Source organism: Stenotrophomonas sp. 10N36 (assembly GCF_056395005.1).
Window position 1 is genome coordinate 36,903 of record NZ_JBFTIS010000017.1, and the last position, 26,794, is coordinate 63,696.

26 protein-coding genes are annotated in these 26,794 nt (G+C 68.0%); 12 read left to right on the forward strand and 14 right to left on the reverse strand.

The genetic code is table 11. The annotated features are described in order from the left end of the window. Positions 1–78: 78 nt before the first annotated feature. Genes AC1DCJ_RS15860 through AC1DCJ_RS15880 form a run of 5 tightly spaced genes read right to left on the reverse strand, consistent with a single transcriptional unit; the run spans position 79 to position 5,050 of the window. Positions 79–471 carry a PDZ domain-containing protein gene (locus tag AC1DCJ_RS15860; RefSeq protein WP_478071366.1) on the reverse strand — a complete coding sequence of 131 codons (393 nt, stop codon included), beginning with the start codon at positions 469–471 and terminating at the stop codon, positions 79–81. 1 nt (position 472) lies between these two features. Beyond that, positions 473–1,693 carry an ABC transporter permease gene (locus AC1DCJ_RS15865; RefSeq protein WP_141059456.1) on the reverse strand — a complete coding sequence of 407 codons (1,221 nt, stop codon included), beginning with the start codon at positions 1,691–1,693 and terminating at the stop codon, positions 473–475. A 16-nt stretch (positions 1,694–1,709) separates the two neighbouring features. Next, on the reverse strand, positions 1,710–3,011 hold the full coding sequence (locus AC1DCJ_RS15870) for an ABC transporter permease (RefSeq protein ID WP_141059455.1): 1,302 nt from the start codon (positions 3,009–3,011) through the stop codon (positions 1,710–1,712). 8 nt (positions 3,012–3,019) lie between these two features. Beyond that, entirely contained in the window at positions 3,020–3,739 is a 720-nt protein-coding gene (locus tag AC1DCJ_RS15875) for an ABC transporter ATP-binding protein (RefSeq protein ID WP_038686113.1), read from the reverse strand. Positions 3,740–3,781: 42 nt separating this feature from the next. After that, positions 3,782–5,050, reverse strand: a complete 1,269-nt coding sequence (locus AC1DCJ_RS15880) for an efflux RND transporter periplasmic adaptor subunit (RefSeq protein ID WP_137190427.1) — start codon at positions 5,048–5,050, stop codon at positions 3,782–3,784. Positions 5,051–5,254: 204 nt separating this feature from the next. Here AC1DCJ_RS15880 and glmS point away from each other — a divergent pair, with 204 nt between their 5' ends. The 3 genes from glmS to AC1DCJ_RS15895 all read left to right on the forward strand — a co-directional run bounded on the left by glmS (position 5,255) and on the right by AC1DCJ_RS15895 (position 8,301). After that, positions 5,255–7,096 carry a glutamine--fructose-6-phosphate transaminase (isomerizing) gene (gene glmS, locus AC1DCJ_RS15885; protein WP_141059452.1) on the forward strand — a complete coding sequence of 614 codons (1,842 nt, stop codon included), beginning with the start codon at positions 5,255–5,257 and terminating at the stop codon, positions 7,094–7,096. Between the two features lie 429 nt (positions 7,097–7,525). Further along, a complete protein-coding gene (locus AC1DCJ_RS15890; RefSeq protein ID WP_038686119.1) occupies positions 7,526–7,957 on the forward strand; it encodes a CBS domain-containing protein in 432 nt (143 codons plus the stop codon). Then, on the forward strand, positions 7,954–8,301 hold the full coding sequence (locus AC1DCJ_RS15895) for a hypothetical protein (protein WP_478071367.1): 348 nt from the start codon (positions 7,954–7,956) through the stop codon (positions 8,299–8,301). Before AC1DCJ_RS15890 ends, AC1DCJ_RS15895 begins: the two co-directional genes overlap by 4 nt. A 145-nt stretch (positions 8,302–8,446) precedes the next feature. Here the strand turns inward: AC1DCJ_RS15895 and AC1DCJ_RS15900 are convergent, their stop codons facing one another. The 4 genes from AC1DCJ_RS15900 to gloA all read right to left on the reverse strand — a co-directional run bounded on the left by AC1DCJ_RS15900 (position 8,447) and on the right by gloA (position 12,442). Further along, on the reverse strand, positions 8,447–9,919 hold the full coding sequence (locus AC1DCJ_RS15900) for a UdgX family uracil-DNA binding protein (protein WP_478071368.1): 1,473 nt from the start codon (positions 9,917–9,919) through the stop codon (positions 8,447–8,449). Continuing rightward, a complete protein-coding gene (locus AC1DCJ_RS15905) occupies positions 9,916–11,187 on the reverse strand; it encodes a putative DNA modification/repair radical SAM protein (protein WP_141059450.1) in 1,272 nt (423 codons plus the stop codon). The genes AC1DCJ_RS15900 and AC1DCJ_RS15905 overlap by 4 nt, the downstream gene beginning before the upstream one ends. Before the next feature lie 160 nt (positions 11,188–11,347). Continuing rightward, the gene (locus tag AC1DCJ_RS15910) at positions 11,348–11,782 is read right to left on the reverse strand and encodes a VOC family protein (protein ID WP_478071369.1); all 435 of its coding nucleotides are present in this window, start codon (positions 11,780–11,782) and stop codon (positions 11,348–11,350) included. Between the two features lie 132 nt (positions 11,783–11,914). After that, entirely contained in the window at positions 11,915–12,442 is a 528-nt protein-coding gene (gene gloA, locus AC1DCJ_RS15915) for a lactoylglutathione lyase (RefSeq protein WP_478071370.1), read from the reverse strand. A 110-nt stretch (positions 12,443–12,552) separates the two neighbouring features. Between gloA and AC1DCJ_RS15920 the strand changes: the two genes are divergently transcribed. Then, the gene (locus AC1DCJ_RS15920; RefSeq protein WP_313246339.1) at positions 12,553–13,665 is read left to right on the forward strand and encodes a PLP-dependent cysteine synthase family protein; all 1,113 of its coding nucleotides are present in this window, start codon (positions 12,553–12,555) and stop codon (positions 13,663–13,665) included. 278 nt (positions 13,666–13,943) lie between these two features. On the opposite strand, the gene AC1DCJ_RS15925 is transcribed toward AC1DCJ_RS15920, so the two are convergent. Further along, positions 13,944–14,339: a hypothetical protein gene (locus AC1DCJ_RS15925; protein ID WP_320491868.1), complete on the reverse strand. Its 396-nt coding sequence runs from the start codon at positions 14,337–14,339 to the stop codon at positions 13,944–13,946. A gap of 157 nt (positions 14,340–14,496) precedes the next feature. Between AC1DCJ_RS15925 and AC1DCJ_RS15930 the strand changes: the two genes are divergently transcribed. After that, positions 14,497–16,530 carry a M3 family metallopeptidase gene (locus AC1DCJ_RS15930; RefSeq protein WP_478071371.1) on the forward strand — a complete coding sequence of 678 codons (2,034 nt, stop codon included), beginning with the start codon at positions 14,497–14,499 and terminating at the stop codon, positions 16,528–16,530. Positions 16,531–16,818: 288 nt separating this feature from the next. On the opposite strand, the gene AC1DCJ_RS15935 is transcribed toward AC1DCJ_RS15930, so the two are convergent. Together AC1DCJ_RS15935 and AC1DCJ_RS15940 are read right to left on the reverse strand one after the other, a co-directional pair. Then, a complete protein-coding gene (locus AC1DCJ_RS15935) occupies positions 16,819–17,619 on the reverse strand; it encodes an SDR family oxidoreductase (RefSeq protein WP_478071372.1) in 801 nt (266 codons plus the stop codon). Beyond that, a complete protein-coding gene (locus AC1DCJ_RS15940; protein ID WP_141059445.1) occupies positions 17,610–18,203 on the reverse strand; it encodes a DUF1415 domain-containing protein in 594 nt (197 codons plus the stop codon). Before AC1DCJ_RS15940 ends, AC1DCJ_RS15935 begins: the two co-directional genes overlap by 10 nt. A 254-nt stretch (positions 18,204–18,457) precedes the next feature. Here AC1DCJ_RS15940 and AC1DCJ_RS15945 point away from each other — a divergent pair, with 254 nt between their 5' ends. The 3 genes from AC1DCJ_RS15945 (at position 18,458) to AC1DCJ_RS15955 (ending at position 22,279) form a co-directional block, all read left to right on the forward strand. Continuing rightward, positions 18,458–19,924 carry a benzaldehyde dehydrogenase gene (locus AC1DCJ_RS15945; RefSeq protein ID WP_478071373.1) on the forward strand — a complete coding sequence of 489 codons (1,467 nt, stop codon included), beginning with the start codon at positions 18,458–18,460 and terminating at the stop codon, positions 19,922–19,924. Between the two features lie 14 nt (positions 19,925–19,938). Further along, positions 19,939–21,063: an NAD(P)-dependent alcohol dehydrogenase gene (locus AC1DCJ_RS15950; RefSeq protein WP_478071374.1), complete on the forward strand. Its 1,125-nt coding sequence runs from the start codon at positions 19,939–19,941 to the stop codon at positions 21,061–21,063. Positions 21,064–21,178: 115 nt separating this feature from the next. After that, the gene (locus AC1DCJ_RS15955; RefSeq protein ID WP_478071375.1) at positions 21,179–22,279 is read left to right on the forward strand and encodes a helix-turn-helix domain-containing protein; all 1,101 of its coding nucleotides are present in this window, start codon (positions 21,179–21,181) and stop codon (positions 22,277–22,279) included. Between the two features lie 65 nt (positions 22,280–22,344). Here the strand turns inward: AC1DCJ_RS15955 and AC1DCJ_RS15960 are convergent, their stop codons facing one another. Beyond that, the gene (locus AC1DCJ_RS15960; protein ID WP_038686143.1) at positions 22,345–22,827 is read right to left on the reverse strand and encodes a YajQ family cyclic di-GMP-binding protein; all 483 of its coding nucleotides are present in this window, start codon (positions 22,825–22,827) and stop codon (positions 22,345–22,347) included. A 79-nt stretch (positions 22,828–22,906) separates the two neighbouring features. Between AC1DCJ_RS15960 and AC1DCJ_RS15965 the strand changes: the two genes are divergently transcribed. The 4 genes from AC1DCJ_RS15965 (at position 22,907) to AC1DCJ_RS15980 (ending at position 26,072) form a co-directional block, all read left to right on the forward strand. Further along, positions 22,907–23,803, forward strand: a complete 897-nt coding sequence (locus tag AC1DCJ_RS15965) for a DMT family transporter (protein WP_038686144.1) — start codon at positions 22,907–22,909, stop codon at positions 23,801–23,803. Between the two features lie 139 nt (positions 23,804–23,942). Next, complete coding sequence (locus tag AC1DCJ_RS15970; RefSeq protein WP_478071376.1) at positions 23,943–24,950, forward strand: methionine ABC transporter ATP-binding protein; 1,008 nt, start codon at positions 23,943–23,945, stop codon at positions 24,948–24,950. Next, positions 24,947–25,636 carry a methionine ABC transporter permease gene (locus AC1DCJ_RS15975; RefSeq protein ID WP_038686148.1) on the forward strand — a complete coding sequence of 230 codons (690 nt, stop codon included), beginning with the start codon at positions 24,947–24,949 and terminating at the stop codon, positions 25,634–25,636. The genes AC1DCJ_RS15970 and AC1DCJ_RS15975 overlap by 4 nt, the downstream gene beginning before the upstream one ends. 133 nt (positions 25,637–25,769) lie before the next feature. Further along, positions 25,770–26,072, forward strand: coding sequence for a HigA family addiction module antitoxin (locus tag AC1DCJ_RS15980; protein WP_137190416.1), 303 nt, complete (start codon positions 25,770–25,772; stop codon positions 26,070–26,072). 9 nt (positions 26,073–26,081) lie between these two features. Here the strand turns inward: AC1DCJ_RS15980 and AC1DCJ_RS15985 are convergent, their stop codons facing one another. Then, complete coding sequence (locus AC1DCJ_RS15985; RefSeq protein ID WP_137190415.1) at positions 26,082–26,687, reverse strand: lipocalin family protein; 606 nt, start codon at positions 26,685–26,687, stop codon at positions 26,082–26,084. Positions 26,688–26,794 lie beyond the last annotated feature (107 nt).

Below are 26,794 nucleotides of genomic sequence, written 5' to 3' on the forward strand. Positions count from 1 at the left end.
CGTCGACAGGGCACCGGGAGAAGGACAGAGAGTACCGGAGCCCGGCGCCGGCGGGCAGGGCCGCCGGCGCCGGCCGGGCTACCGCCGCGGCGGTGGCGGCGGTGCAGGGGCCGGCGGGGGCAGCACCCCACGCCACGCGGCGGTTGGCACCTGCACGGTCTGCTCGCGGCCATCGCGCTGCACGGTCACCGGCACCGCGCCCGGGCCGCTGCGGCCCAGCGCGGTGGTGAGGTCATCCACGCTGCGCACCGGCTGCGTGCCCACCCGCAGCACGCGGTCGCCGGCACGCACGCCGAAATGCCCGGCCGGCGTGGCGTTGCGCACGCGCACCACGCTCTGTTCGGCATCCAGTGCCAGGTGGTGGCCGTCTTCGCGCCAGTCCAGGCGCGACGACTCGCGGTGGGTGGCCGACAGCGCCGGGGCGCTGGCCAGCAGCAGGCACAGTGCCAGGGAAGGTGTAGGCAGGCGCATGTCAGGCACTCCGGGTGGCGATGGCCGGTGCCACGGCGGCGGCGCGACGGGCCGGGCCGAACACCGCGATCTGGCCCAGCAGCCACAGCAGTACCGCGCCGATCGGCAGGTAGCTGATGGGCATGCGCGGCAGCTCGTAGGTGTTCATCAGCCACAGGTTGATGGTGTAGGCCATCAACATGCCCAGCACGATGCCCACCGTGGCCAGCAGGAAGTTCTCGGTCTGGAAGTAGCGCAGGATCTGCCCCCGCGTGGCGCCCAGTGCACGGCGGATGCCGATCTGCTTGGTGCGCTGCTGCACCCAGAAGCTGGCCAGGCCGACGATGCCCAGCGCGGTGACCACCAGCAGGGCCACGCATACGGTGATCAGCAGGCCGACCATCGCGCGGTCATTGGCGAAGTACTTGTTGCGGGTTTCCTCGTAGGTGACCTTGGCGCGCACCAGGCGGCTGGAATCCACCCGTTCGAGCGCGGCCACGGCGGCCTTGAGCACTTCATCGCGGCGCGACGGGTCGGTGACCCGGATCAGGTAGAAGCCCATGTCGTAGGACATGCGGATCGGCAGCAGCATCGAGTGCTGGGTATTGCCCTCGGACCGGTTGGGGCGGCCCAGCACCTTGACCACGCCGGTCACGCGCAGCGGCATGCGGCCGCTGTACACCGTCTTGCCCAGCGCATCGCCGTCGGGAAAGAGCTTGTCGGCGGCGGACTTGGTCAGGATCACCGAGCTGCCCTTGGTTTCAGATTCGGGGTCGCTGGCGACCTCGTCGTACTCGCGGTACTCACCGGGCTGGAAGTCGCTGCCGGCGATCAGTTCGACGCCCAGCGTGTCCAGCGTGCCCTCGCGGGCGAAGTACTGCGCGGCGCTCAAGGTCGGGCGTTCCTGGTCGGGAACGCGCGACAGGCTGGTGTTCCAGGAGTTGCGGCGGAACGGCAGCTGGTTGAGCGCCACCGCGCTCTTCACCCCGGGAAGCCCGCGCAGCGCGGCCAGGTCTTCGCGGGTGCGGGCTTCGACGTTGACCTGCTTGCCGATGCCGCCCAGACGCACTTCCACCAGTTCCTTCTCGGCGATGCCGCTGGGCTGGCTGATGGTGTCGATGCGCTGCCCGATCAGGAACAGCGCGTTGCAGACGATGGCGCAGGTGAGCGCGATCTCCAGCACGATCAACGCTGCGGCGGTCTTGTGCCGGCGCAGGGTGGACAGGATGGGACGGATATCCATGATGTGCTCCGGTGCCTTACTGCGATTTGAGTTGGATGGCGGGTGCAACCTGCATCGCGCGCAGCGCGGGCAGGAATCCGGCCAGCAGGCTGGCCACCAGGGTCAGGCCGAAGGTGAGCAACAGCATCTGCCCGTCCAGCGTGGCCAGCTTGGCGTACTCCACCGGCTGCTGGCGGACCGCATACAGGCCGACCAGGGCCAGGCCGAGCCCCAGCACGCCACCGGCCAGGCCGACGGTGCCGGCTTCAACCAGCGACTGCAGGAAGATCTGCCCGCGGCTGGCGCCCAGTGCACGGCGCACGCCGATCTCGCCGCTGCGGCGCAGGAACTTGGCCAGCAGCAGGCCCACGGTATTGATCAGGCAGACCAGCAGGAAGCCCATCGCCAGCCACAGCTGCAGGCGCACATCGCTGGGCACCACCTGCTTGTAGTCCAGCCACTCCATGACATTGCGCAGCCGCACGTTGGCCGGGCGCTGGAAACGACCGGCCGCCTTCTGCTGGGCGGAGTAGTTGTCCAGGTAGGCGCGGTAGGTAGCCGCGTCGGCGGGCGAGGGCAGTTCCACCCAGTACTGCAGCCAGGTGCAGGGGGCGTTGACGCCGATTTCGTCGCCGTTGCTGTTGCCCCAGCAGTTCATGTTGCCGTTGCGGCCCAGCTTGAGGTCCATGGCCGTGGCGAACGGCAGGTAGACGTCTTCGGTGCCCCCATAGCGGCCGGTTTCCAGGTCGTAGAAGTGCGGGTTGGGGCTCCACTCGTCGAGCACGCCGACCACGGTGAACACGTGGCCGTCCATGCGCAGCGGCTTGCCGACGCTGTCGGCACCGTCGAACAGTTTCTGGTTGAGCGTGCGCGAAATCACCACCACCCGCGCACGTCCCTCGTCATCGCTGGTCGGCCAGGCGCGGCCGTACAGGAACGGGGTGTCGAACATCGGGAAGAAGTCGGTGGAGGTGTAGCGTGCATCGGTGTCGAAGGGCCGCAACGAGGCCTTGTCCGACTCCACGGTCACGCCGCCACCGGTCATCACCGCCTGGCGCTGTGCGTGCTTTTCGCGCAGCAGGGCCTCGGCATCGAAGCGGGTCATCTGGTCTTCCGGCTCTTCGCCGGCCTGGTAGCCCAGCATCGGCCGCGGATCGACCTGCACGGCGAACAGGCGATCGCTCTTCTGCGGGATCGGGTCGCCAGACAGCACATGGAACACGGTGAGGGTGGTCATCGACGCACCGATGCCCAGCGCGATGGCGATCACCATCAGCGCGGTCAGCACCTTGTTGCGCCGGAAGCTGCGCAGGGCCAGTCGGAAGTAGTAGGCGAACATGGCAGGCCTCAGTCGTTGACGGTGACGATGGCGGGGCGCGGGGTGGCCAGCACCGGTTCGCGCACCAGGTCGGTGGCCTGGCCGTCGACGATGTGCACGTTGCGCTGCGCGCGCGCGGCCAGTTCCGGGTCATGGGTCACCATGACGATGGTGGTGCCGGCGGCGTTGATTTCCTCCAGCAGCTCCATGACGCCGCGCGCCATCTGGCTGTCCAGGTTGCCGGTCGGTTCATCGGCCAGCAGCAGGCGCGGGCTGCCAGCCAGGGCGCGCGCGATCGCGGCACGCTGCTGCTGGCCGCCGGACAGTTCGGCCGGGTAGTGCTTCATGCGCGAGCCCAGGCCAACCTGGCCCAGCGCCTTTTCGATGCGCTGCTTGCGCTCGGCCGCCGGCATGCCGCGGTAGCGCAGCGGCACGTCTACGTTGTCGAACAGGTTGAGGTCGGAGATCAGGTTGAAGCCCTGGAAGATGAAGCCGATCTTCTGGTTGCGCAGGCGGCTGCGCGCGTCATCGCCGAGCTTGCTCACGTCCTGCCCATCGAGCAGGTAGGTGCCGCTGGTGAAGGTTTCCAACAGGCCGGCGATGTTGAGGAAGGTCGTCTTGCCCGACCCGGACGGGCCGGTGACAGCGACGAACTCGCCCTCGCGCACGTGCAGGTCGAGCGACCGCAGGGCATGGGTTTCCACCTGTTCGGTACGGAACACTTTGGCGACCGAGCGCATCTCGAGCATGACTGTTTTCCTTTGCAGTTCGTTCAGAAGGATGGAGAGGGATCAGTTGATGGACACCTGTTCGGCATCGCCGAACAGGTCGCTGCCAGACACCACGACGCGATCGCCGGGCTGCAGGCCAGAGAGGATTTCCACTTCGCCCAGGCTGCTCACGCCCAGCTTCACCGGGCGACGCACGGCCGTGCTGCCGCTCATCACGTAGGCCTGGCCGTTGCCCTGTTCGACGAAGGGACCGCGCTCGATCTTGAGCACGTTGCGGCGCGTATCCAGCACCACCCGCGCCTGCATCCGCTGGCTCTGGCGCAGGCCCTGCGGCTGCTTGTCGGAGAAGCGGATACGGGCATTCACTTCACCGGCCACCACCTCCGGGGACACCGCGCTGATCTCACCGGGGAACGGCTGGCCGTTGCCGCTGGTCAGCTGCGCCGGGATGCCGATCGCCAGGTCGCGGGCGAAGCTTTCCGGTACCTTGATTTCGATCTCGAAGCGCGACAGGTCGACCACGCCCAGGATCGGCGCATTGGCAATCACGTTGGTGTGCTGGGTGGCCTGCACCTGGCCCACCTGGCCGTCGAACGGCGCGCGCAGGGTGAGCGCGTCCACCTGGCGCTGCACTTCGGCCACCACGGCCTTCTGGCGTTCGGCCAGCAGGTGCTTGTTGCGTGCGTCCAGGTCGGCGCCCTGGCCCTGCAGGCGCGCGTCGGTCTGCGCGTTGGCCAGCTGGATGTCGGCCTTCTTCAGGCTGTCGTTGGCCTTGGCCAGGTCGATCTGCGGCACCGCGCCGCCGTCGAAGCCGCGCTGGTAGCGCTGCAGGTCGCGCTCGGCGGCCTGGCGCTCGATGCTGGCCTGGTCGGTTTCCTTGCGCGCCTTGGCCCGGGCCAGGGTGGCATCCAGGGTGGCGCGGCTGGCTTCGGCTTCCAGGCCGGCCAGGGTGGACTGTTCCTGGGCCAGCTTGCTGCGCAGTTCGGGGCTGTCGATCACCGCCAGTTCCTGGCCCTTCTTGACCACGTCACCGGCGACCACCTTCAGGTCCACGGTGCCGGCCGAGATGGCGTACAGGATCGGGCTGTTGGCCGCGATCACGCGGCCGTCGGCGGCGATGTCCCGGACCAGGTCGCCGCGCGTCACTTCGGCCACGCGCACCCGGGCACTGTCGAAGGAACGGCTGGCGCCGAGCCAGGCGCGGGCGGCAAAGCCGATGGCGACCAGCACCACCAGCGCGGCCAGCCCCGGCCACAGCCAGCGCTTCCACGGGGCAGAGGTGCCGGCAACGGAGAGGGTCTGGTCCTGGGCGGAAGTGTCGCGGATCATCGGGCTCGTTCGCGGTTGGGTTGCCCAGTACAAAGCACACCGCGTGCCAACTTTTCGGCCATTGAAATCAATGGGTTGCATGCGCCACCGGAGTGTCCGGGCGTCCGCGGACAGTGCCCCGGACACTTTCGTTAAGCGGACAGGCGCCAAGCGTCCCCGGCCGCCACGCTAGAATGCGGGGATCAACGGCAGGGATCAGAAACTATGTGCGGCATTGTGGGAGCGATCGCCAATCGCGACGTGGTACCGGTACTCATCGAAGGACTGAAGCGGCTGGAGTATCGCGGCTACGACTCCTCCGGCATTGCCGTCATCGACCGCTCCGCTGCCCAGGCCGACGTGCGCCGGGTGCGCCGGACCGGCCGCGTGGCCGAGATGGAGAAGGCCGCGGCCGCGGAGGGCTTCGACGCGCTGCTGGGCATCGGCCACACCCGCTGGGCCACCCACGGCGGCGTGACCGAAGCCAACGCCCATCCGCACATCAGCCACGGCGTGGCGCTGGTCCACAACGGCATCATCGAAAACCACGAAGAACAGCGCGAGAAGCTGCGCGCGCTGGGCTACGTGTTCGAGTCGCAGACCGACACCGAGGTCATCGCGCACCTCATGCACCACCACCTCAAGGGCGGTGACAGCCTGCTGACCGCGCTGCAGCACACCGTCAAGGAGCTGACCGGTGCCTACGCGCTGGCGGTGATGAGCCGCGCCGAGCCGGACCACTTCGTCTGCGCGCGCATGGGCTGCCCGTTGCTGGTGGGTCTGGGCGAGGGCGAGAACTTCGTGGCCTCGGACGTCTCGGCGATCGTGTCGTCCACCCGCCGGGTGATCTTCCTGGAAGAGGGCGACACCGCCGACATCCGCCGCGACGGCGTGCAGGTGTTCGACGAGCACAACCAGCCGATCGACCGCGGCGTGCACCTGTCCGACGTGTCGCTGGCCTCGCTGGAGCTGGGCCCGTACCGCCACTTCATGCAGAAGGAAATCCACGAGCAGCCGCGCGCGCTGGGCGACACCATCGAAGCGGCGATCGACGCCGGCGGGTTCCCGGCCGAGCTGTTCGGCAAGAATGCCGAAGCGGTGCTGTCGGGCATCGAAGGCGTGCAGATCCTCGCCTGTGGCACCAGCTACTACTCCGGGCTCACCGCGCGTTACTGGATCGAGTCGATTTCCGGCCTGCCGTGCAGCGTGGAAATCGCCAGCGAGTACCGCTACCGCGCCGCGTATGCCAACCCCAAGCACCTGATCGTGACCATCTCCCAGTCCGGCGAAACGCTGGATACGATGGAAGCGCTGAAGTACGCCAAGTCGCTGGGCCACCTGCACACGCTGTCGATCTGCAACGTGCCCGAAAGCGCGATCCCGCGTGCCAGCGAACTGGTCTGCTACACCCGCGCCGGCGCCGAGATCGGCGTGGCCTCGACCAAGGCCTTCACCACCCAGCTGGCCGCGTTGTTCCAGCTGACCGTGGTGCTGGGCAAGCTGCACGGGCGCGTGGATGCCGCGCAGGAAGCCGAGTACTTGGAGCAGCTGCGCTTCCTGCCGGGCAGCGTGCAGCATGCATTGAACATGGAGCCGCAGATCGCCGCCTGGGCCGAGCGCTTCGCGCGCAAGAGCAGTGCGCTGTTCCTGGGCCGTGGGCTGCATTACCCGATCGCGCTGGAAGGCGCGCTCAAGTTGAAAGAGATCACCTACATCCACGCCGAAGCCTACCCGGCCGGTGAGCTCAAGCACGGGCCGCTGGCGCTGGTGGATGAAGACATGCCGGTGGTGGTGATCGCGCCGAACGACAGCCTGCTGGAGAAGGTCAAATCCAACATGCAGGAAGTGCGCGCGCGCGGTGGCGAACTGTTCGTGTTCGCCGACCAAGACAGCAACTTCGTCGAGTCCGAGGGCGTGCATGTGATCCGCACCCCGCGCCACGCCGGCGTGCTCAGCCCGGTGGTGCACACCATTCCGGTGCAGCTGCTGGCCTACCACACCGCACTGGCACGCGGCACCGACGTGGACAAGCCGCGCAACCTGGCCAAGAGCGTGACGGTGGAATAAACGCGCGCGCAGGCGATGTGGATGGGGAGAAGGGGGCCGCGAGGCCCCCTTTTTCGTGGGCGTTGGGTTGGGGGGAGCAGCCACCCATGGGGTGGCTCTACACCCGTATTCATCGGTAGAGCCACGCCATGCGTGGCTGCCTTTTGATCCGGCGCCGACGCAGCCACCCGTGGGGTGGTGCCACATGCGGCAGAAGGCCGTGAAACTTTAGTCGTGGGCCGCGGCGGCATTCAGCGACGGTTTTAGTCGCGGTGCCATTCTCGGGGTCGTCAGCGGTTTCGACGACGAACTGTCCCAGATTTGCAAACTCCTGGGCCAAGCCGCAGTCGTAGAATCGAGTGACCGAGGGCAGGCAGACGCATGGCGCCGCCGCCCTCGCTGCAACCAGGCGCACCTCTCGACTTCAGTAACCTGTAACAGGAAACAAGAATGAACGTCCGCGAACTCCTGCAATCCAAGAAAGATGCAATCGTCACCATCGATGTCGAGGACACCATCGGTGCCGCCGCGCACAAGATGAGCGCGCACAAGATCGCTGCCTTGGTGGTGATGAAAGACGATGCCCCGGTGCGAATCATTTCCGAGAAGGACATCGTGCGCAGCCTGGCCGATGACGGCCCGCAGGCAGGTCGCCGGGTGATCGCCAGCTTGCCGTCGGCAGGCCTGGAAGGCATCGCCCCGGATGCAACGCTGAAGCAGGCGATGGCGCTGATGACCTACTCGCGCCACCGCCACTTGATGGTGACCGAAGACGCCAAGCTGGTCGGCATCCTGAGCCTGGGCGATATCGTCAAGAACCTGCTCAGCGAGCTGGAGCTTGAGAAGGCGGTCCTGCAGGACATCTACATGGCGGCGCATTGACGCCAGCCCATGGCATCGCGGACAGGTGCCGACCCCGCGTCGGCACGCGTCTCCGTCGCATCGCTGTTGGACTGTTCAACCTGCTGCTGATTCCGGCGGCATATGCCACCACCCAATGTCCCCCTGAAGCCGGCCACAAGCCCGAGTGGATCGGCTGGTTGGCGGTGGCGCTGCTGGGCGGCGGCCTGATCGCGGCCCCACTGCTGGCATGGTGGGTCTTCGCGCGCAGCAAGGGCGCGCGGCTGGGCTGGCGCGTAGTGACCGCCTTCGCCGGGCTGCTGCTGATGCTCGGCCTGTGGGTGGGCTGCGGCGCACTGGCCGGCCACCTCATCCTGAGCTGCTGATCGGCAATGCCGGCCGCTGGCCGACAACTGCTAATCGGTAATGCAGGCGCTGGCCGGCTACTGCTAATCGGTAGTGCCGGCCGCTGGCCGGCAACCCCCTGACGCATCCAAAGCAGCGTACGCAGCCCACCAACGCCGACCTGCATCACCCCTCGCGCGGATCGTCCAGCAATCGCCGCAAATCCTCCACCAGCCCACGATACGCCGCCTCCCGCGCCTCGCCCTCGCCCTGACGCAGCACCCACGCCGGGTGCACCGTGGCGAACGCGCGCGTGCCGTCGTCCAGCGCGTGCCAGCGGCCGCGCTTCTCCATCAGGTTGAAGCCCGCACCGAAGACGGCAGTAGCCGCAGTGGCGCCCAGGCACACTATCACCTGCGGGCGCACGTTCTCTATTTCGGCCATCAGCCACGGTTTGCACGCAGTGACGTGGGTCATCTGCGGCTTGCTGTGGATGCGCCGTTTGCCGCGCCGCTCAAACCGGAAGTGCTTCACCGCATTGGTCATGTACAGCGTGCCGCGGTCGATATCCAGTTCGGCCAACGCGCGGTTCAACAGCTGCCCGGCCGGCCCCACGAAGGGGTGCCCGCTCAGGTCTTCGCTGTCGCCGGGCTGCTCGCCCACCAGCATCACCTTGGCGTTCTGCGGTCCTTCACCGAACACCGTCTGGGTGGCCGGTTCCCATAGTGGACAGCGGCGGCACCCCATGGCCGCCGTGCGCAGCGCATCCAGGTCATCGCCGTTGGCCGTGGCCGGCGCACGCGGGGTAATCCGGCGGTCGGGAATGCGGCGCTGCGGTGCCTGCACGTCGCGGTCATGCATCTCCTGTACGCGGTCGCCGGCGTCGCGCACCAGCATCGGCAGCAGCGTTGCTTCAGGCAGGTGTTTCCAGTACCTGGCGGGCATTTCCTGCCGCATCATGCGCGTGTTGAGCCGGGCCGGGTTGAAGATATTGGCGTAGTAGGTGCGCCACAATTCTTCGCGCGCGTCCTCGCGCGGCGCCTGCTCCTGGCTGCCGCCGGGGCCGAATGACAGCGTGCTGCCATCCCATCGCGCGCTGCGCGTCGGGGTCAGGATCGCCCACCGCATGCCGGCGAAGCGACGCGCGAAGAAGGGCGCCACCCGGTCCACGATGTGGTGGTCTGGCTCGAACCAGGCAATGAACGCCTCCTGCTCGCCGGGTACTTCCCGGAAGCGCACGAACGCCTTCATTTTGTGCGCATCGCGGCGTACTGCCTGCGCCAGGGCCATGGCGCGCACCACGTCGGGGTCGGCCGGGTTGGTCAGCAGGCGCCGCTCGCCGTGGGTGATCCGCCACAGCATGCGGTACAGCAGCGCCAGCCGCTGCGGCTCACGGTGGCACAGGCAGGTGGCGGCCAGTTCGAGAAAATCACGGGGTACCGCGGCCTGCGTCGGCGTGGGCTCCACCGGTAGCGGCGCATCCAGCACCGAAGGGGCATCGAGCAGCGAGCGGTCGCCGGCATCGAGCCAGTCCAGCTGGGGCGGTGTGACCTGTCGCTGCAACGCCGCCCGCGCTACCGCGCGCCATGCCTCCACCGACCACGCCGGGTCCACCCGCGCGCTCCAGCGCTGCAGGTCCGTACGTGCCGGACCAGTCAAAACAACGCACCCTGCTTCGGTGGCGGCGCCAATCGCGCGCGCAGGGTGGCAGGATCATCCAGCTGCTTGCGGGGATGGTGGTCGGCCAGCTGGACGAACGGCAACAGTTTGCTCATCGGCGCGCGCAGCCGGGCCACGTCGGCCACCCGCAGGCGGCCATGGCGGCGCGCCATCAACACGCGCTTGACGTTGCGTACGCCCAAGCCGGGAATGCGCAACAGCAATTCCTTCGGCGCCGTATTGACGTCCACCGGAAAACGCTCGGGGTGTCGGATCGCCCAGGCCATTTTCGGATCGATGTCCAGGTCGAGCATGCCGCCCTGGGTGGTGTCGGTAATCTCTTCCACCCCGTAGCCGTAAAAGCGCAGCAGCCAGTCGGCCTGATACAGCCGGTGCTCACGGGCGAGGGGCGGCGCTTGCAGCGGCAGCGCTTTGCTGGCATCGGGGATCGGGCTGAACGCGGAGTAATAAACCCGGCGCATATGGTAATTGCCATACAGGTTGTCCGCCGCGCCCAGGATCTGCAGGTCGCTCGCGCCGTCGGCACCGACGATCATCTGTGTACTTTGCCCGGCCGGTGCGAAGCGCGGCGCTCGCGGTTTCCGGGTGCGCGGGGCCGGGTCGGCCAGCGGCAGGGTCGCGGTCGCCTTGCGCGCCTCCTTGGCCTCCTCGATCCGCCAGCTGAGCTCGCCCATCGCGCCCCGGATGGAGGGCATCGACTTTTCCGGGGCGTAACTGGCCAGTCCATCTTCAGTGGGCAGTTCGATGTTGATCGACAGGCGATCGGCATAGCGCCCGGCGGCAGCCAGCAGTTCCGGCGACGCCTCGGGAATGGTCTTCAGGTGGATGTATCCGGCGAACCGATGTTCCTGGCGCAGCACCCGCGCCACTTCCACCATGCGTTCCATCGTGTAGTCGGCGTTGCGGATGATGCCGCTGGAAAGGAACAGGCCCTCGATGTAATTGCGCTTGTAGAAATCCATGGTCAGCGCGACCACCTCGTCCACGCTGAAGCGCGCCCGCTGCACGTTGCTTGAAACCCGATTCACGCAGTAGGCGCAGTCGTAGATGCAAAAGTTGGTCAGCAGGATCTTCAGCAACGAGACGCACCGCCCATCCGGGGTATAGCTGTGACAGATCCCCGCGCCCTCGGTGCTGCCGATGCCACCGGATTTGACCGAGTTCCGCTTTCCCGCGCCGCTGGAGGCGCAGGAGGCGTCGTACTTGGCGGCATCGGCGAGGATGGCGAGCTTGCGGAGGGTGTCCATGCGGGCACCCTAAGCAGGGACGATCTCATCCAGTGAGATTGACGGCGGGGCACCCTGAAGCGTTCATGCCACGCAACGGCAGTGTTTGCGCTGCTTGAGATCCTGACCAGGCGGGCGCGCTGCGTGCCCGCCCCGCGGCGGTGGGCGCAGGGCGCCGCGTCTACTGCGAGAAGCTCACCTTCACCGCATCGGCGCTGTAGTCGGCCGGGCCGTGGTAGACCACTTCGATGTTGTTGCCGTCCGGATCGATCGCGAACGCGGCGTAGTAGCCCGGGTGGTACGGGCGTTCGCCGGGCGCGCCGTTGTCCTGGCCACCGGCGGCCAATGCGGCCTGGTGGAACGCCTCGACGGTGGCGCGGTCGCGGGCCTGGAAGGCCAGGTGGTGGCGGCCGGTCAACTGGCCGGCGGCGGCCTCGCTGCTGGCGGTGGAAATGAACAGTTCGTCGGCCCAGAAATAGGTGTCGCCTTCACCGGCGATGGGGATGCCGATGCTGTCGAACACCGCCTGGTAGAAGCGGCGGCTGGTGGCCAGGTCCTTGACCACCAGTTGCAGATGGTCGATCAGGCGACCCCGGTACAGTTCCATGGTTTCCATGCGCACTCCTCGGCTTGGGCAGGTGCGCAGGTATACCACCGGTGCGGCGCGGCGGCATGTCCGCCGCGTGCACGTTGCTGACCCGGCGGCGGTGTGCCGACCAACGGTCGGCACCTACCGGATGCACCGCTCTCAGGCGATCGGGGTGTTGGAGATGATCTCCACCCAGTAGCCGTCGGGGTCCTTGATGAAGGCCAGATGCTTCATGCGGCCGTCTTCCAGGCGCTTCTGGTAGGGCACCTGCAGGTCATCGAAGCGCTTGCAGGCGGCCTGGATGTCGGGCACCGACACGCAGATGTGGCCGAAGCCGCGCGGGTCGCTGTTGCCGTCGTGGTACACCGCGCCCGGCTGGGATTCGGTGCCGTGGTTGTGGGTCAGCTCCAGCACGCCGGGAATACCGGCCATCCACACCCGGCGCGCGTCGTCGCCCTCGGGGATCCGGGTGCCGGCCGGCAGCAGGGCCAGGAAGTACAGGCTGAACTGGGCTTCGGCGAAGTCGCGCTGGTCGATCAGGCGGAAGCCGAGCACGCGGGTGTAGAAATCCAGCGAGGCGGTGATGTCCTTCACGCGCAGCATGGTGTGGTTGAACACGAAACCGGTGGTTTCGGCCGGCGGCTGGGCGGCAACGCCGGGCTGGGACTGCAGGGAAGCAACGCTCATGGGGGGAATCCTGTGGCAGCGGGGGCCGCGGGTTCACGGCCATGGGCCCATTTTAGCGGGGGGACTGCAAGGCGACGTAGAATGCTGCGTCTCCTTGCACAGTCCTGGCCATGTCGCAGCGTGAATGGGTGGCTGCCGCCATCCGCAAGATCGAAGCCGATTTCAACCGTTCGGCCGATACCCACCTGATCCCGATGGATCTGCCCGGGCATGCCGGCATCGACCTGTACTTCAAGGACGAGTCCAGCCACCCCACCGGCAGCCTCAAGCATCGTCTGGCGCGCTCGCTGTTCCTGTATGCGCTGACCAACGGCTGGCTGCGTGAGGGACGCCCGGTGATCGAGGCGTCCAGCGGCTCCACGGCGGTGTCCGAGGCGTACTTCGCACGGCTGCTGGGCCTGCCGTTCATCGCGGTGATGCCGGCCACCACCTCACCGGAGAAGATCGCCGCGATCGAGTTCCATGGCGGCCGTTGCCACCTGGTCGAGCGTGCCTGCGATCTCAATGGTGATTCGGAGCGACTGGCCCGCGAAACCGGCGGCCACTTCATGGACCAGTTCACCTACGCCGAGCGGGCCACCGACTGGCGCGCCAACAACAACATTGCCGAGTCCATCTTCAAGCAGATGGCCGAAGAGCCGCACCCGGTGCCGGAATGGATCGTGTGCAGCCCAGGCACCGGCGGTACCGCGGCCACGCTGGGCCGTTACGTCAGCTACCGCCGGCACGACACCCGCATCCTGTGCGCCGACCCGGAAGTGTCGGTGTTCTACGACGGTTACTGCGCGGCTTTGGCTGGGGAGCCGTGGCGCGAGCTGACCTGCAGCGGCGGTTCCCGCGTGGAAGGCATCGGCCGGCCGCGGGTGGAATCCAGCTTCATACCGACCAGCGTCGATGCGATGGTGAAAGTGCCCGATGCGTTGAGCCTGGCCGCGATGCGGCATGTGAGCCGGCAGCTGGGCCGCCGCGTGGGGGGCTCCACGGGCACCAACTTCATCGGCGTGCTGCAGGCGGCGGAGATGATGCGCAAGGCCGGCCGCAGCGGCTCGATCGTGACCATCCTGTGCGACAGCGGCGAGCGCTACGCGCACAGCTACTACAACCCCGACTGGTACCCGCGCCAGGGCATCGACGTGGAGCAGGCCGACGCGCTGATTGCCACGGCGGTTGCGGGGCAGGGCTTGCCGGTACTGCCGTGTGCGTCGTTGGAAGCGGTGTACTGAAGGTAGAGCCGGGCTCGGCCCGGCTGCTCCGGCCTTCACCAGGTAGAGCCGACCGTTGGTCGGCTGCTCTGGCCTTCAGTGGGTAGAGCCGACCGTTGGTCGGCTGCTCTTGCCGTGACGCCGGAAATCAGCCGACCAACGGTCGGCTCTACCTCTGTGCGCGCGGGACGTCAGCCGACCAACGGTCGGCTCTACGCTTGTACGTGCCGGAAATCAGCCGACCAACGGTCGGCTCTACCCCCTGTGCGCGCGGGACGGCAGCCGACCAACGGTCGGCTCTACGCCTGCACGCGCTGGTAGGCGTCCAGGACGGTGTCGCGCAGGACCGGTGGCAGCGTTTCATACGTTGCCGCCAGGTCGTCGAACTGCAGGGCCAGGTCCACGTCCAGGCGCTGGCCGGCCTGCACGGCCAGGATGACCAGCAGCGTGCACAGGACGAATTCGCGCTCATGGCCCGGCGCATAACGCGCGGCGCCGCGTTCGATCACTTCGTAGGGATACCAGAGCTGGTCCTCGTGCAGCCGGCCCTGCTGCGGTCCCACCACCTGCTGCAGCGCCGTGCGGTGGCGCGCCTGTTCGTCGGGGTGGCCCAGCCCGGCAATCCAGTCCAGTTCGGCGTGGCTGGCGGTGCCGATCAGCGCGAACGCCGGCAGGGTGTGGGTGACATCATCCATGATCGCTCCGGACCGCCACGGTGGGGCCTTCAGCGTCGGTCCGGCGGCGTCAGTCGCGCGTGAACATCGGCTTGCCGTGCCGGCGCAGGGCTTGTGCAGGGGTGGGGGCGATGCCATATCGTGGGCGAATGCCGCTGTGCGGCCCCGTTGTCTGGAGATGCCTGTGACCCCCACCAACCCCCTGCTCGACTTTTCCGGCCTGCCGCGCTTCGACGCGATCCAGCCCGAGCACATCGGCCCGGCCATCGACGCGTTGCTGGCCGACGCCGAGGCCGCGGTGAAGGCCGCCGAAACCGTCAGCCCGGTCACCTGGGCCAGCTTCGTGGCGCCGCTGGACGATGCTACCGAACGCCTCTGGCGCGCCTGGGGCCAGGTGGGCCACCTGCAGGCCGTGGTCAACACGCCGGCGCTGCGCGAGGCCTACAACGCCACCCTGCCCAAGGTGACCCGGTTCGGCAGTGCGCTGGGCCAGAACCTGGCGCTGTTCGAGCAGTACCGGCGCCTGGCGGCGGTCCCCGAGGCCGCGGGTTTTGATGAGGCCCAGCGCAAGGTGCTGGACAACGCGCTGCGCGATTTCCGCCTGGGCGGTGCCGAGCTGGACGACGACGCCAAGGCACGCTTCAGTGCGATCAAGGAAGAGCTGTCGGCGCTGTCGGCTAAGTTCTCGCAGAACGTGCTGGATGCCACCGATGCATGGTCGCTGCACGTTGAAGATCGCGCCGAGCTGGATGGCCTGCCCGAAGACGTGATCGCCGCTGCACGCGCGGCCGCCGAAAAGGACGGGCTGCCCGGCTGGAAGCTGACCCTGCAGATGCCGTGCTACCTGCCCGTGCTGACCTACGCCACGCATCGCCCGCTGCGCGAAACGGTGTACCGCGCCAACGCACTGCGTGCCTCGGAATTCGGCGATGCCGCGTTGGACAACAGCGCCAACATCGACCGCGTGCTGGCCCTGCGCGCGGAACTGGCCGCGCTGCTTGGCTTTGACAACTACGCCGCCTATTCCATCGCCACCAAGATGGCCGAAGACGCCGACCAGGTGCTCGGCTTCCTGCGCGACCTGGCCGCGCGCGCCAAGCCGCACGCGCAGCGCGACCGGGCCGAACTGGATGCCTTCGCCCGTGACGAACTGGGCCTGCCCGCGCTGGAAGCGTGGGACCTCGGGTTTGCCAGCGAGAAGCTCAAGCAGGCCCGGTACAGCTATTCCGAGCAGGAGGTGAAGCAGTACTTCACCGAGCCGAAGGTGCTGGCCGGTCTGTTCGGCGTGATCGAAGGCCTGTACGGCCTGAAGGTGCAGCCCGACAGCGCGCCGGTGTGGCACCCGGACGTGCGCTTCTTCCGCCTGGTGGATGCGCAGGGTGCGCTGGTCGGCCAGTTCTATCTGGACCTGTACGCACGCGAAGGCAAGCGCGGCGGTGCGTGGATGGATGACTGCCGGAACCGGCGTGACACCGCCCAGGGCGTGCAGACGCCGCTGGTCTACCTGGTGTGCAACTTCGGCAAGGGCGCCAACGGCGCGCCGGCCACCTTCAGCCACAGCGACGTGACCACCCTGTTCCACGAAATGGGCCATGGCCTGCACCAGCTGCTCACCCGCATCGGCGAGCTGGGCGTGGCCGGCATCAATGGCGTGGAATGGGACGCGGTGGAGCTGCCCAGCCAGTTCATGGAGAACTTCTGCTGGGAGTGGGCGCGCGTGCAGGCGATGACCGCGCACGTGGACAGCGGTGAGCCGCTGCCGCGCGCATTGTTCGACCGCATGCTGGCCGCGCGCAACTTCCAGAGCGGCATGTTCACCGTGCGCCAGCTGGAATTCGCGCTGTTCGACATGCAGCTGCACAGCAGTTTCGACCCGGTGCAGGACACCGTGCTGCAGCTGCTGGAGCGCGTACGCGACGAGGTGGCGGTGAACCGGCCGCCGGCCTGGAACCGCTTCCCGCATCAGTTCAGCCACATCTTCGCGGGCGGGTATGCCGCCGGCTACTACAGCTACAAGTGGGCTGAAGTGCTCAGCGCCGACGCCTACGCCGCGTTCGAAGAGGCGCCGGACCAGGTGGCGGAAACCGGCAAGCGTTTCCGCGACGAAGTGCTGTCGCGCGGTGGCAGCCGCAGTGCGGCGGAGAACTTCGCCGCGTTCCGCGGGCGTGCACCGAATGTGGATGCGCTTCTGCGGCATAACGGCATGGCGTGATCCCGGCCCGATGGAGCCGGCCGTTCGAAATGCATAGGGCGTGATCCCGGTAGTGCCGGCCGCTGGCCGGCTCCCCGGGGTGCATGACACCGTGCGCCGGTGGGATAGCGCAGAGCCGGCCAGCGGCCGGCACTACCGGGCATCGTGCTTCTGTGTCCGACGCGGACGCGTACCGACCAACGGTCGGTACCTACCGCGGTAGGAATCGACCGTTGGTCGGTGCGCGCGCCATCAATCATATGCAGACGACACCCACGGTAGGTACCGACCGTGGGTCGGTACGCCCCTCTATTCGGCGTAGATCATCTTCCGGGTCATGCCGCCGTCCACCACATGGTCCTGGCCGGTGATGAAGCCGGACAGGTCCGACAGCAGGAACACCGCCAACGCGCCGATGTCCTCCGGCTGGCCCACGCGGCCCACCGGGTGCTGGGCGTGGTCGCGGCGCGACAGCTTCGGCGTGCGCCGCCGCGCGGGGGCCTGCCAGGCGTCGGTGGTAATCCAGCCCGGGCTGATGCAGTTGACCCGCACGGCCGGGCCTTCGCTGATTGCCAGGGCATGGGTGAAGGCCACCAGCCCGCCCTTGGCCGCCGCATAGGCTTCGCTGTCCGCCTCGGACTGGCCGGCGCGGGTAGAGGCGATGTTGAGGATGCGCCCGCCGTGCTCACGCAGTGCCGGCAGCGCGTGCTTGCTGCACAGGAAGGCCCCGTGCAGGCTCGACAACCGGCGCTGCCATTCGGCCAGCGGCATCTGCGCCAACGGGGTGCCATGCGCCGCGGCAATGCCGGCATTGTTGACCAGCCCGTCGATACGCCCGAAACGCTTCAGCGCGGCCTTCACCAGCGCCTGGACACTGCGCTCGCTGGCCACGTCCGCGCGCTGGAAGGCCGCCCGTTCGGGCAGCGCCCATTCTTTCAGGCAGGCCTTGCCGGCATCGGCATCCAGGTCGGCAATCACCACGCTGCCGCCGGCGCCCAGCACCGCCTGCGCGATGCCGCGGCCCACGCCCTGCGCACCGCCGGTGACGATCACCACGCGGTCGCGCAGCGGCTGCGTGGACCAGTCGGTGATCGGCGGCGTCAGTGGCATCGCGAGTTGTCCTTGCGCCCCAGCAGGCGGATCCAGCCTTCCACGCCCAGCTTGTCCAGCGTCTCGATGTTGCGCTCCACGATCACGTCCGGGTCCGGGAACGCCGCCACTGCACGTTCCACGCTGTCTTCGCGCAGCAGGTGCAGGGTGGGGTAGGGCGAGCGGTTGGTGTAGTTGCTTACATCGTCCGGCGCCACGCCCTCGAACTGGTATTGCGGGTGGAAGCTGGCCACCTGCAGGATGCCCTGCAGGTCCAGGGCCTCGATCGCCGCGTCGGCGTTGTCGAGGAAATCGTTGTAGTCCAGGAAGTCGGTCAGCACGTACGGGTGCACGATCAGCGTGGTGTCGGTCTCTTCCGGCGAGGTGTCGCGCAGGCGCAGCAACTCCTCGGCCAGCTCTTCCACCAGCGCTTCGGGCGTGGTGGCATCGCTGAGCACGAAACGCACCTGGTGCTTTACATACACCGCCTTGGCGAACGGGCACAGGTTCAGCCCGATCACGATCTGCTCCAGCCAGGTGCGGGTTTCGGCGATGAAGTCGGTGCCGTCCGGGGCGCTGTCGTCGGTGAAGGCGTGCTCATTCATGGCGGGCGGTATCGCGGGCTGGGCAGGCGATTGTACGGCGCATGGCCGCACGCACGCGTGGTGGCGCCGTTGGCATGGACACCACTGTCCATTAACTGGACACCGGGCATGCTTGAAAACCCTTTACCGGCAGGGGCTTGCGCGTTTCCCGCGCACGGCCAATAGGCGGTGCGACGCGGCAGGTATCCAATGCCAGGGTGAACCATGTGCAGAAGACGGCCATGCGGCCGTGCTTCGTCAAAAGGAGCCAACAGATGCATGCAACTTCGGAATTCCTCCCCACCGCGCTGTGGTCCGGCAAGCTGTTCGACGGCCAGTGGCAGTCCGGCGCCAGCGCCCAGGATGTGATCGAACCGGCCACCGGCACCGCCTTGGGCCAGATCGCAATGACCAATCCGGCCGGCATCGCCGCCGCCGCCAGCACCGCCGCCACCGCCCAGCGCGACTGGGCCGCCGCCCCCTACGAGACCCGCGCCCAGGTGCTGCGCCGCGCTGCGCAGTTGGCCGAGCAGTACAACGATGAGATCGTGGAATGGCTGGTCCGTGAGAGCGGTTCAACCCGGCTCAAGGCCGGCTTCGAGGCCAAGGTGAACACCAAGGCGCTGCATGAAGCCGCGGCGCTGCCGTCGCGCAGCATCGGCGAAGTACTGCCGTCCGAGCCCGGCCGCCTGAACCTGGCCCGCCGCCGCCCGCTGGGCGTAGTGGGCGTGATCGCCCCGTTCAACTTCCCGCTGTACCTGGCCATGCGCGCGGTTGCCCCGGCGCTGGCGCTGGGCAATGCGGTGGTACTCAAGCCCGACCCGCGCACCGCGGTGTGCGGTGGCTTCGTGATCGCGCGGCTGTTCGAACTGGCCGGGTTGCCGGCCGGTCTGCTGCACGTGCTGCCCGGTGATGGCGCGGCCGGTGCCGCGCTGACCAGCGACCCCAACATCGCGATGATCCAGTTCACCGGGTCCACCGGTGCCGGGCGCAAGGTGGGCGAAGCGGCCGGCAAGCACCTCAAGAAGGTGTCGCTGGAGCTGGGCGGCAAGAACTCGCTGATCATCCTGGACGACGCCGACATCGACCTGGCCATCGCCAATACCGCCTGGGGCGTGTACCTGCACCAGGGCCAGATCTGCATGGCCACCGGCCGCGTGCTGGTCCAGCGCAGCCTCTATCCGCGCTTCCTGGAGAAGCTGGTGGCCAAGGCGAAATCGCTCAAGGTCGGCAACCCGGCCACCGGCGATGTGGCCATCGGCCCGCTGATCAATGCCCAGCAGCGCGACCATGCCGCGAAGATCGTGGCCGACGCGCAGGCGGCCGGTGCCACGCTGGCCACCGGCGGCGGCTACCAGGACCTGTTCTTCGAGCCGACCGTGCTCAGTGACGTGGGCCGCGACAACCCCGCTTTCCACGAAGAGATCTTCGCGCCGGTCGCGGTGGTGGTCCCGTTCGACACCGACGACGAGGCCGTGGAACTGGCCAATGACAGCGAGTACGGCCTGTCGATGGCGATCGTGTCCAGCAACGTGGGCCGCGCGCTGAAGCTGGGCGAACGCCTGCGCACCGGCCTGCTGCACATCAACGACCAGACCGTGAACGATGAAGTGATCAACCCGTTCGGCGGGGTGGGCGCGTCCGGCAACGGCACCAGCATCGGCGGCCCGTCCAACATCGACGAGTTCACCCAGTGGCAGTGGATGACCGTCAAGGGCGAAGCGCCCGCCTACCCGATCTGAACAAGGAAACGAGCATGACCGCTACAGCAGAACTGCGCGACATCACCGTGGCCGTGGTGCGCGAGAAGGAACAGCCCTTCACCATCGAACCGGCGCGCATCCGCGCCCCGCAGGAGGACGAAGTGCTGGTGCGCGTGATCGCCACCGGCCTGTGCCATACCGACCTGATCGTGCGTGACCAGTACTACCCGGTGCCGTTGCCGGCGGTGCTCGGGCATGAAGGCGCGGGCATCGTCGAAGCGCTCGGCCCGGGCGTGAAAGACCTCAAGGTGGGCGACCACGTGGTGCTCACCTACGGCGCCTGCGGCCACTGCAATCCGTGCAGCGGCGGGCATGGTGCCTACTGCAAGGACTTCTTCGGGCTCAATTTCGGTGGCGGTGCGCTGGACGGCAGCACCGCCATCCAGGACCCGGACGGCAACCCGCTGCACGATCATTTCTTCGCACAGTCTTCGTTTGCCACGTATGCGTTGAGCCGCGAGAACAACGCGATCAAGGTGCCCGACGACGCCCCGATCGAACTGCTGGGCCCGCTGGGCTGCGGCATCCAGACCGGTGCCGGTGCGGTGATCAACTCGCTCAAGGTCACTGCCGGCAGCAGCTTTGCCAGCTTCGGCGCGGGCGCGGTGGGTCTGAGCGCGGTGATGGCCGCGCACGTGGCCGGTGCGACCACCATCATTGCCATCGATGTGGTGCCGTCGCGCCTGGAACTGGCCAAGGAGCTGGGCGCCACCCATGTCATCAACAGCCGTGAGGTTGATGTGGTCGAAGCGGTGCGGGAGATCACCGGGGGCGGGGCCAACTTCGCACTCGAATCCACCGGCCGCCCCGAGGTGCTCGCGCAGGGCATCGAGGCGCTGGGCGGGCGTGGCGTGATCGGCGTGGTGGGCGCGCCGAAGCTGGGCACCAAGGCCGAGTTCGACGTCAACAACCTGCTGCTGGGCGGGCGCAGCATCCGCGGCATCGTCGAAGGCGACAGCGTGCCCAAGGTGTTCATTCCGCAGCTGGTGCAGCTGTACCAGCAGGGCCGCTTCCCGTTCGACAAACTGGTGAAGTTCTACCCGCTGGACCAAATCAACCAAGCCGCCGAAGACAGCACCCGCGGCATCACGCTCAAGCCGATCCTGACCATCGGGTAGTGCCGGCCGCTGGCCGGCAGCACGATGAAACGCACCGTCGCAGGCCGCGTGGCCTGCGGCGGTGCAGTCAGTCAGCTTGGCGGGTGTACGCTCCAGATCCGGTTTGGAGGATCCCATGGGCGGCATGCAGCTGGAGCAGCAACAGGCATTGGCAGCGGCGCGCCAGCGTTTCGCCGACGGCGGGGCGCTGGCCGAGTCGTTGCTGGCCCCGTCCGTGCAGCGCTCCTGGGAGCGCTCGCGGCTGGCCGGCGTGCAGCCGCGCCAGGAACCGCATTACGCCCCGTTGGCCGCATCCGGGCCACGCCTGGACGACCCGGCCGACCGCAGGCTGGCGCGCTGCGTGCGCGATGACCTCGACCATCTCTGGGCCGCCTTCGGTGGCCGTCAGTGGACGCTGTTCTGCGTCAATGCCGGGGGCATGATCGTGGCCCAGCGCGAGCATGGCCTGGCCGATGTGCCGGTGTTGCGCCCGATCCAGGTGGGCCGGCGACTGCGCGAGATCGACATCGGCACCACCGCGCCGGCCTGCAGCCTGGCCGACGACGCGCCCGCGCTGGTGCGCGGCAACGAACACTACCTGGACCGGTTCGCCGCGGTGTTCTGCCTGAGCGTGCCGCTGCATGGGCTCGATGGCGAAGTGCTGGGCGCGCTGGACATCACCGGCGCCGGCGACCGCGATGCCGAACTGCTGCATGGCTATTTCCGCCAGGCGGCGCTGTCCACCGAAAACCGGCTGATGATCGAACACCGGCCCTGCCACCTGCTGGCCGTGCAGCACGATGCGCGCTGGCTGCAGTCACCGCTGCAGGGGCTGCTGGCGATCGAGGAAGACGGCAGCGTGCGTGCGGCCAACCGGGTGGCGCGCCGCTTGTTCGGCCTGCCACGGCGCGGGCCGCTGCCGCTGCTTGCGCTGGAGGGCCTGTTTGCCGGCGCCAGCGTGCATCAGCGGCGGCGGTTGCTGCAGACCGGGCCTGCGCACCGGGTGCGTATCGGCGAAGACACGGCGGTGTATGTGCAGTACCTGCGCGGGCCGTTGGCGGCGCGCGCAGGCGTGCGGATTGAGGCTGCGGCGGGCCATGCGGGTGCGCCGTCGCTGCGTGCGCTCACCGCACAGGGTGTGCGTGAGGCGGTTGCCGCGCACCACGGCAACATTGCGGCGGCGGCGCGGCAGCTGGGGATTTCGCGGACGACGTTGTACCGCCACCTGCGCGGGTAAGGACGCGGTGTTGCCGGCCAGCGGCCGGCGTTACCGCCCCGCGTTACGCGGGCGATCGGGTGCGATCAATCGCGGAAATTGTCGAACTGCAGCGGGACCTCGAAGGTTTCCTTCTTCAGCAGCGCGATCGCATCCTGCAGGTCGTCGCGCTTCTTGCCATTGACGCGCAGCTTGTCGCCATTGATCTGGCTGTCCACCTTCAACTTGCCTTCCTTCAGCTTCGCCGCGATCTGCTTGGCGACCTTCTGCTCGATGCCCTGCTTGACCGTCACCTTCTGGCGCGCACCGGCCAGGTTGGTCTCGACGTCGCCGAACTCCAGGCAGCGCACGTCGATGCCGCGCGCGATCAGGCGCGCACGCAGGATGTCGGTCATCTGCTGCAGCTGGAAATCGCTCGGCGCGGACTGGCTGATCACGCTGTCTTCCAGCACGAACTTGGCCTCCACGCCCTTGAAATCGAAGCGGGTCGACAGCTCGCGGTTGGCCTGGTCGACCGCGTTGGTCAGTTCGTGGGTGTTGACTTCGGAAACGACGTCAAAGGAAGGCATGGGGAAACTCCAACGGGTGAATGCCGTCATTCTAACCACCCCGGCATGGACGGCCCGCCCATCGTGGCGATAATGGGCAATGATCACCCAGAAATCCCCCTCCCGCGCCGTCGCCTGGATGTTGATGGCCGTCGCCTGCTTCTCGCTGATGGACGCTGGCATGAAGCAGCTTGCCAGCAGCTATCCCACCCTGCAGGTGACCTTCCTGCGCGGCGCGGCCTCGCTGCCGTTCGTGCTGGTCTGGGTGCTGGCCACCGCCGGCCCGCGTTCGCTGGTGCCCAAGCGCTGGGCCCTGCACCTGCTGCGCGGGGCGCTGGGCATGGCGATGATCGGCTGCTTCGTCTACGCCCTGCGCAGCCTGCCGCTGTCCACCGCCTACACCATCTACTTCGTGGCCCCGCTGCTGATCGCCGCGTTGTCGGTGCCGCTGCTGGGCGAACACGTCGGCCCGCGGCGCTGGATCGCCATCGGCATCGGCCTGGTCGGGGTGCTGGTGGTGTTGCGGCCGGGCGTGGGGGGCTTCATCTCGGTGCCGGGCCTGATGGTGCTGCTGGCCGCCACCGCCTATGCCGTGGCCGCCATCACGGTCAGCATGCTCACCCGCACCGACACCCCGCAGTCGATGGTGGTCTGGTTCCTGGTGATCATGGCGGTGGGCGCCGGCCTGCTCGCCATCCCCGACTGGCAGCCGTTGCAGCTGGGCCACGCCGCACTCATCGCCGGCATGGGGCTCGCCGGGGCCGGCGGGCAGGTCGCCCTGACCCGCGCGTTCCAGCTGGGCGAGGCCTCGCTGATCGCACCGCTGGAGTACACCGGGCTGGTCTGGGTGATCGGCTGGGACCTGCTGTTCTGGGGCGCGCTGCCGGACCGCTTCACCTGGCTGGGCGCGGCGATCATCGTCGCCTCCGGCCTGTACCTGCTGCACCGGGAGCGGGTCCGCCAGGTCCAGGCGCCCGCGCCGCTGGACCATCCCTGAGCCGGGCAGGGCCGTCCCGGGCCCGATCACGCCGGCTTAGAACCAAACGGAATATCATTCCGCACAGCCGCGCGGGCCAGGGCCGTCCCGCGCTGGTAGGCTGCACGCCCCCTCCCGTCGATGCCCGGTTGACCGCGAAGTGATCGAGTTCCAGCGCCTGCACAAATCCTATGCCGTCGGCGGCCGCGCGATCGCCGCGCTGCAGCCGCTGGACCTGACCATCGAGGCCGGCGAGGTATTCGGCATCATCGGCCACTCCGGGGCAGGCAAGTCGACCTTGATCCGCCTGATCAACCGGCTCGAAGAACCCACCGGCGGCCGCCTGCTGATCAGCGGCGAAGACGTCACCGCGCTCGACGCCGACGGCCTGCGCACGCTGCGCCGTCGCATCGGCATGATCTTCCAGCACTTCAACCTGCTGTCCTCGCGCACGGTGGCGGCCAACGTCGCCTTCCCGCTGGAGCTGGCCGGTACCCCGCGCGCCGAGATCGACGCGCGCGTGGACGAACTGCTGCATACCGTGGGCCTGGAAGCGCATGCGACCAAGTACCCGGCGCAGTTGTCCGGCGGGCAGAAGCAGCGCGTCGGCATTGCCCGCGCCCTGGCCACCCGCCCGCAGATCCTGCTGTGCGATGAAGCCACCAGCGCACTGGACCCGCAGACCACCGCGTCGGTGCTGAAGCTGCTGGGCAAGATCAACCGCGAGCTGGGCCTGACCATCGTGCTGATCACCCACGAGATGGACGTGATCCGCGGGGTCTGCGACCGCGTGGCCGTGCTCGATGCCGGCCACCTGGTGGAAACCGGCCCGGTCACCGAGGTGTTCCTGCACCCGCAGCACCCGACCACGCGCCGCTTCGTGAGCGAATCGGAGCAGGTGGACGAGGGCGAGCTGCACAAGGACTTCGAGGCGGTCGCCGGGCGCATCGTGCGCCTGACCTTCCTCGGCGCGGACACCTACGAACCGCTGCTGGGCCGCATCGCGCGCGAAACCGGCGTGGACTACAACATCCTGTCCGGCCGTATCGACCGGATCAAGGACACCCCCTACGGCCAGCTGACGGTATCGCTGGTGGGCGGCGACGTGCAGGCCGCGCAGGCCGGCTTCGTGGCCGCCGGTGTCCACCTTGAGGAGCTGCGTCGATGATGCTGGGTACTGCCGGCGGGTTCTTCCGCCATCTGGATGCGGGCAAGTGGGCCGATATCGGCCAGGCCACGCTGGATACCCTGCTGATGCTTGGTGGCTCGCTGCCGCTGACGCTGGCCATCGGCCTGCCGCTGGGCGTGCTGCTGTTCCTGACCGGCTCGCCGCAGCTGCACCGCAAGCCGGTGCTGTACGGCGCGTTGGCGGTGCTGGTGAACCTGCTGCGCTCGGTGCCTTTCATCATCCTGATGATCGTGCTGATTCCGCTCACCTTGTGGATGATGGGTACCTCGCTGGGCGTGCGCGGTGCGATCGTGCCGCTGGTGATCGGCGCGGCGCCGTTCTACGCACGCCTGGTGGAAACCGCGCTGCGCGAAGTGGACCGTGGCGTGATCGAAGCGAGCCAGTCGATGGGCGCCACCACCTGGCAGCTGGTCACCCGGGTGTTGCTGCCCGAGGCGCGGCCCGGCCTGATCGCCGGTGCGACAGTCACGGTGATCGCGCTGATCGGCTTCACCGCGATGGGCGGTGCCATCGGTTCCGGCGGCCTGGGCGACCTGGCCTTCCGCGACGGCTACCAGCGCTCGCACACCGACGTGGCCCTGGTCACCGTGGTGCTGCTGCTGGTACTGGTGCAGATCCTGCAGATGCTGGGCGACTGGCTGGTGTCGCACTACAGCCGGAAATAACCGGTAGGTACCGACCGTTGGTAGGTACGCCCGGCGATGCCCGGCGTCGTTTCTATCGGGTTTGTGACCCCGGTGGCTCTACAGCCGCGACGGATACCCTAGGCTCCTTGCACCGCTTGCATGTCTGCCATCCATGAGCCGCCCCACCAACAACCTCAGGGCCGTCCATCCGGGCGAAATCCTGCGCGAGGAGTTTCTGCTGCCGTTGCAGCTGAGCATCACTGCGCTGGCACGGGCGCTGGATGTGCCCCCTACGCGATTGCATGCCATCGTGCATGAAACCCGCGGCGTCACGGCGGATACCGCAGTGCGCCTGGCACGTCATTTCGGTGGGGACGCCGCGTCGTGGCTGGCCCTCCAGGCCGAGTACGATCTGAAGACGCTGCCGACCCGCCAGGAAATCGAGCGCAGGGTGCAGCCGCGCGAGGCAGCCTGACCGCCACGCTCACCGCACGTTCGGCACCTCATACCCCAGCCGGTCCACCTGCTCGGGATGCTGCGGCACGCGCTTCAGCTTGTCGGTATTGACCCCGTAGTCGTCGCGCAGGCGGGTGGCCAGTTCCTTGTAGAGCTCTTTGTCCATGTCCGGCTGGCGCGCGAAGATCCAGGCCATCTCGCGGCCGGGATAGCCCAGCATCGCCCACGAATAGTCCGGGGCCACTTCCAGCACGCGGGTGTGGGTCGGTACGATCTTGTAGAACCAGGTGCGCCAGTTGTGGTTGCCGCTTTCCTCATCCACCGAGGCGCGCACGGTCAGCTGCTGGAGCGGTTCGGAGAACCCGTTGCGGTACCGATAGGTGATGGACACCTTCTGGTCGCCGCGCAGGCTGAACTCGTTGACGCTGGCCACATGGCCGCGTTCGATCGGGTTGGGAACCCGGCCGATCACATACCAGGTGCCCATGAACTTCTGCAGGTCGATGGGGGCGCCGGTCGCTTCAGTGGCCACCGGTACCGGACTCGGCTTGGCCTCGTGGCGGAAGGCGCAGGCGGACAGCAGCGACAGCGTCGACAGCAACAGGACAGCGCGAAGCGGGCGGTTCAGAGACATGCGGCAGAAGGCTCCAGTGGCTGGCACGGGCATGGTGGGTGGGACGACGGAGAACGTCAATGGTGGCGTTCATGCTTGCCGTGCCGGTTGCGGCAACAGGTCGCAGC

Excerpts from the sequence above, each read along its gene's own strand:
- AC1DCJ_RS15860 (WP_478071366.1), bottom strand. The coding sequence starts at position 471 with ATGCGCCTGCCTACACCTTCCCTGGCACTGTGCCTGCTGCTGGCCAGC.
- AC1DCJ_RS15865 (WP_141059456.1), bottom strand. The coding sequence starts at position 1,693 with ATGGATATCCGTCCCATCCTGTCCACCCTGCGCCGGCACAAGACCGCC.
- AC1DCJ_RS15870 (WP_141059455.1), bottom strand. The coding sequence starts at position 3,011 with ATGTTCGCCTACTACTTCCGACTGGCCCTGCGCAGCTTCCGGCGCAAC.
- AC1DCJ_RS15875 (WP_038686113.1), bottom strand. The coding sequence starts at position 3,739 with ATGCTCGAGATGCGCTCGGTCGCCAAAGTGTTCCGTACCGAACAGGTG.
- AC1DCJ_RS15880 (WP_137190427.1), bottom strand. The coding sequence starts at position 5,050 with ATGATCCGCGACACTTCCGCCCAGGACCAGACCCTCTCCGTTGCCGGC.
- glmS (WP_141059452.1), top strand. The coding sequence starts at position 5,255 with ATGTGCGGCATTGTGGGAGCGATCGCCAATCGCGACGTGGTACCGGTA.
- AC1DCJ_RS15890 (WP_038686119.1), top strand. The coding sequence starts at position 7,526 with ATGAACGTCCGCGAACTCCTGCAATCCAAGAAAGATGCAATCGTCACC.
- AC1DCJ_RS15905 (WP_141059450.1), bottom strand. The coding sequence starts at position 11,187 with ATGGACACCCTCCGCAAGCTCGCCATCCTCGCCGATGCCGCCAAGTAC.
- AC1DCJ_RS15910 (WP_478071369.1), bottom strand. The coding sequence starts at position 11,782 with ATGGAAACCATGGAACTGTACCGGGGTCGCCTGATCGACCATCTGCAA.
- gloA (WP_478071370.1), bottom strand. The coding sequence starts at position 12,442 with ATGAGCGTTGCTTCCCTGCAGTCCCAGCCCGGCGTTGCCGCCCAGCCG.
- AC1DCJ_RS15920 (WP_313246339.1), top strand. The coding sequence starts at position 12,553 with ATGTCGCAGCGTGAATGGGTGGCTGCCGCCATCCGCAAGATCGAAGCC.
- AC1DCJ_RS15925 (WP_320491868.1), bottom strand. The coding sequence starts at position 14,339 with ATGGATGATGTCACCCACACCCTGCCGGCGTTCGCGCTGATCGGCACC.
- AC1DCJ_RS15930 (WP_478071371.1), top strand. The coding sequence starts at position 14,497 with ATGCCTGTGACCCCCACCAACCCCCTGCTCGACTTTTCCGGCCTGCCG.
- AC1DCJ_RS15935 (WP_478071372.1), bottom strand. The coding sequence starts at position 17,619 with ATGCCACTGACGCCGCCGATCACCGACTGGTCCACGCAGCCGCTGCGC.
- AC1DCJ_RS15940 (WP_141059445.1), bottom strand. The coding sequence starts at position 18,203 with ATGAATGAGCACGCCTTCACCGACGACAGCGCCCCGGACGGCACCGAC.
- AC1DCJ_RS15945 (WP_478071373.1), top strand. The coding sequence starts at position 18,458 with ATGCATGCAACTTCGGAATTCCTCCCCACCGCGCTGTGGTCCGGCAAG.
- AC1DCJ_RS15950 (WP_478071374.1), top strand. The coding sequence starts at position 19,939 with ATGACCGCTACAGCAGAACTGCGCGACATCACCGTGGCCGTGGTGCGC.
- AC1DCJ_RS15955 (WP_478071375.1), top strand. The coding sequence starts at position 21,179 with ATGGGCGGCATGCAGCTGGAGCAGCAACAGGCATTGGCAGCGGCGCGC.
- AC1DCJ_RS15960 (WP_038686143.1), bottom strand. The coding sequence starts at position 22,827 with ATGCCTTCCTTTGACGTCGTTTCCGAAGTCAACACCCACGAACTGACC.
- AC1DCJ_RS15965 (WP_038686144.1), top strand. The coding sequence starts at position 22,907 with ATGATCACCCAGAAATCCCCCTCCCGCGCCGTCGCCTGGATGTTGATG.
- AC1DCJ_RS15975 (WP_038686148.1), top strand. The coding sequence starts at position 24,947 with ATGATGCTGGGTACTGCCGGCGGGTTCTTCCGCCATCTGGATGCGGGC.
- AC1DCJ_RS15980 (WP_137190416.1), top strand. The coding sequence starts at position 25,770 with ATGAGCCGCCCCACCAACAACCTCAGGGCCGTCCATCCGGGCGAAATC.
- AC1DCJ_RS15985 (WP_137190415.1), bottom strand. The coding sequence starts at position 26,687 with ATGTCTCTGAACCGCCCGCTTCGCGCTGTCCTGTTGCTGTCGACGCTG.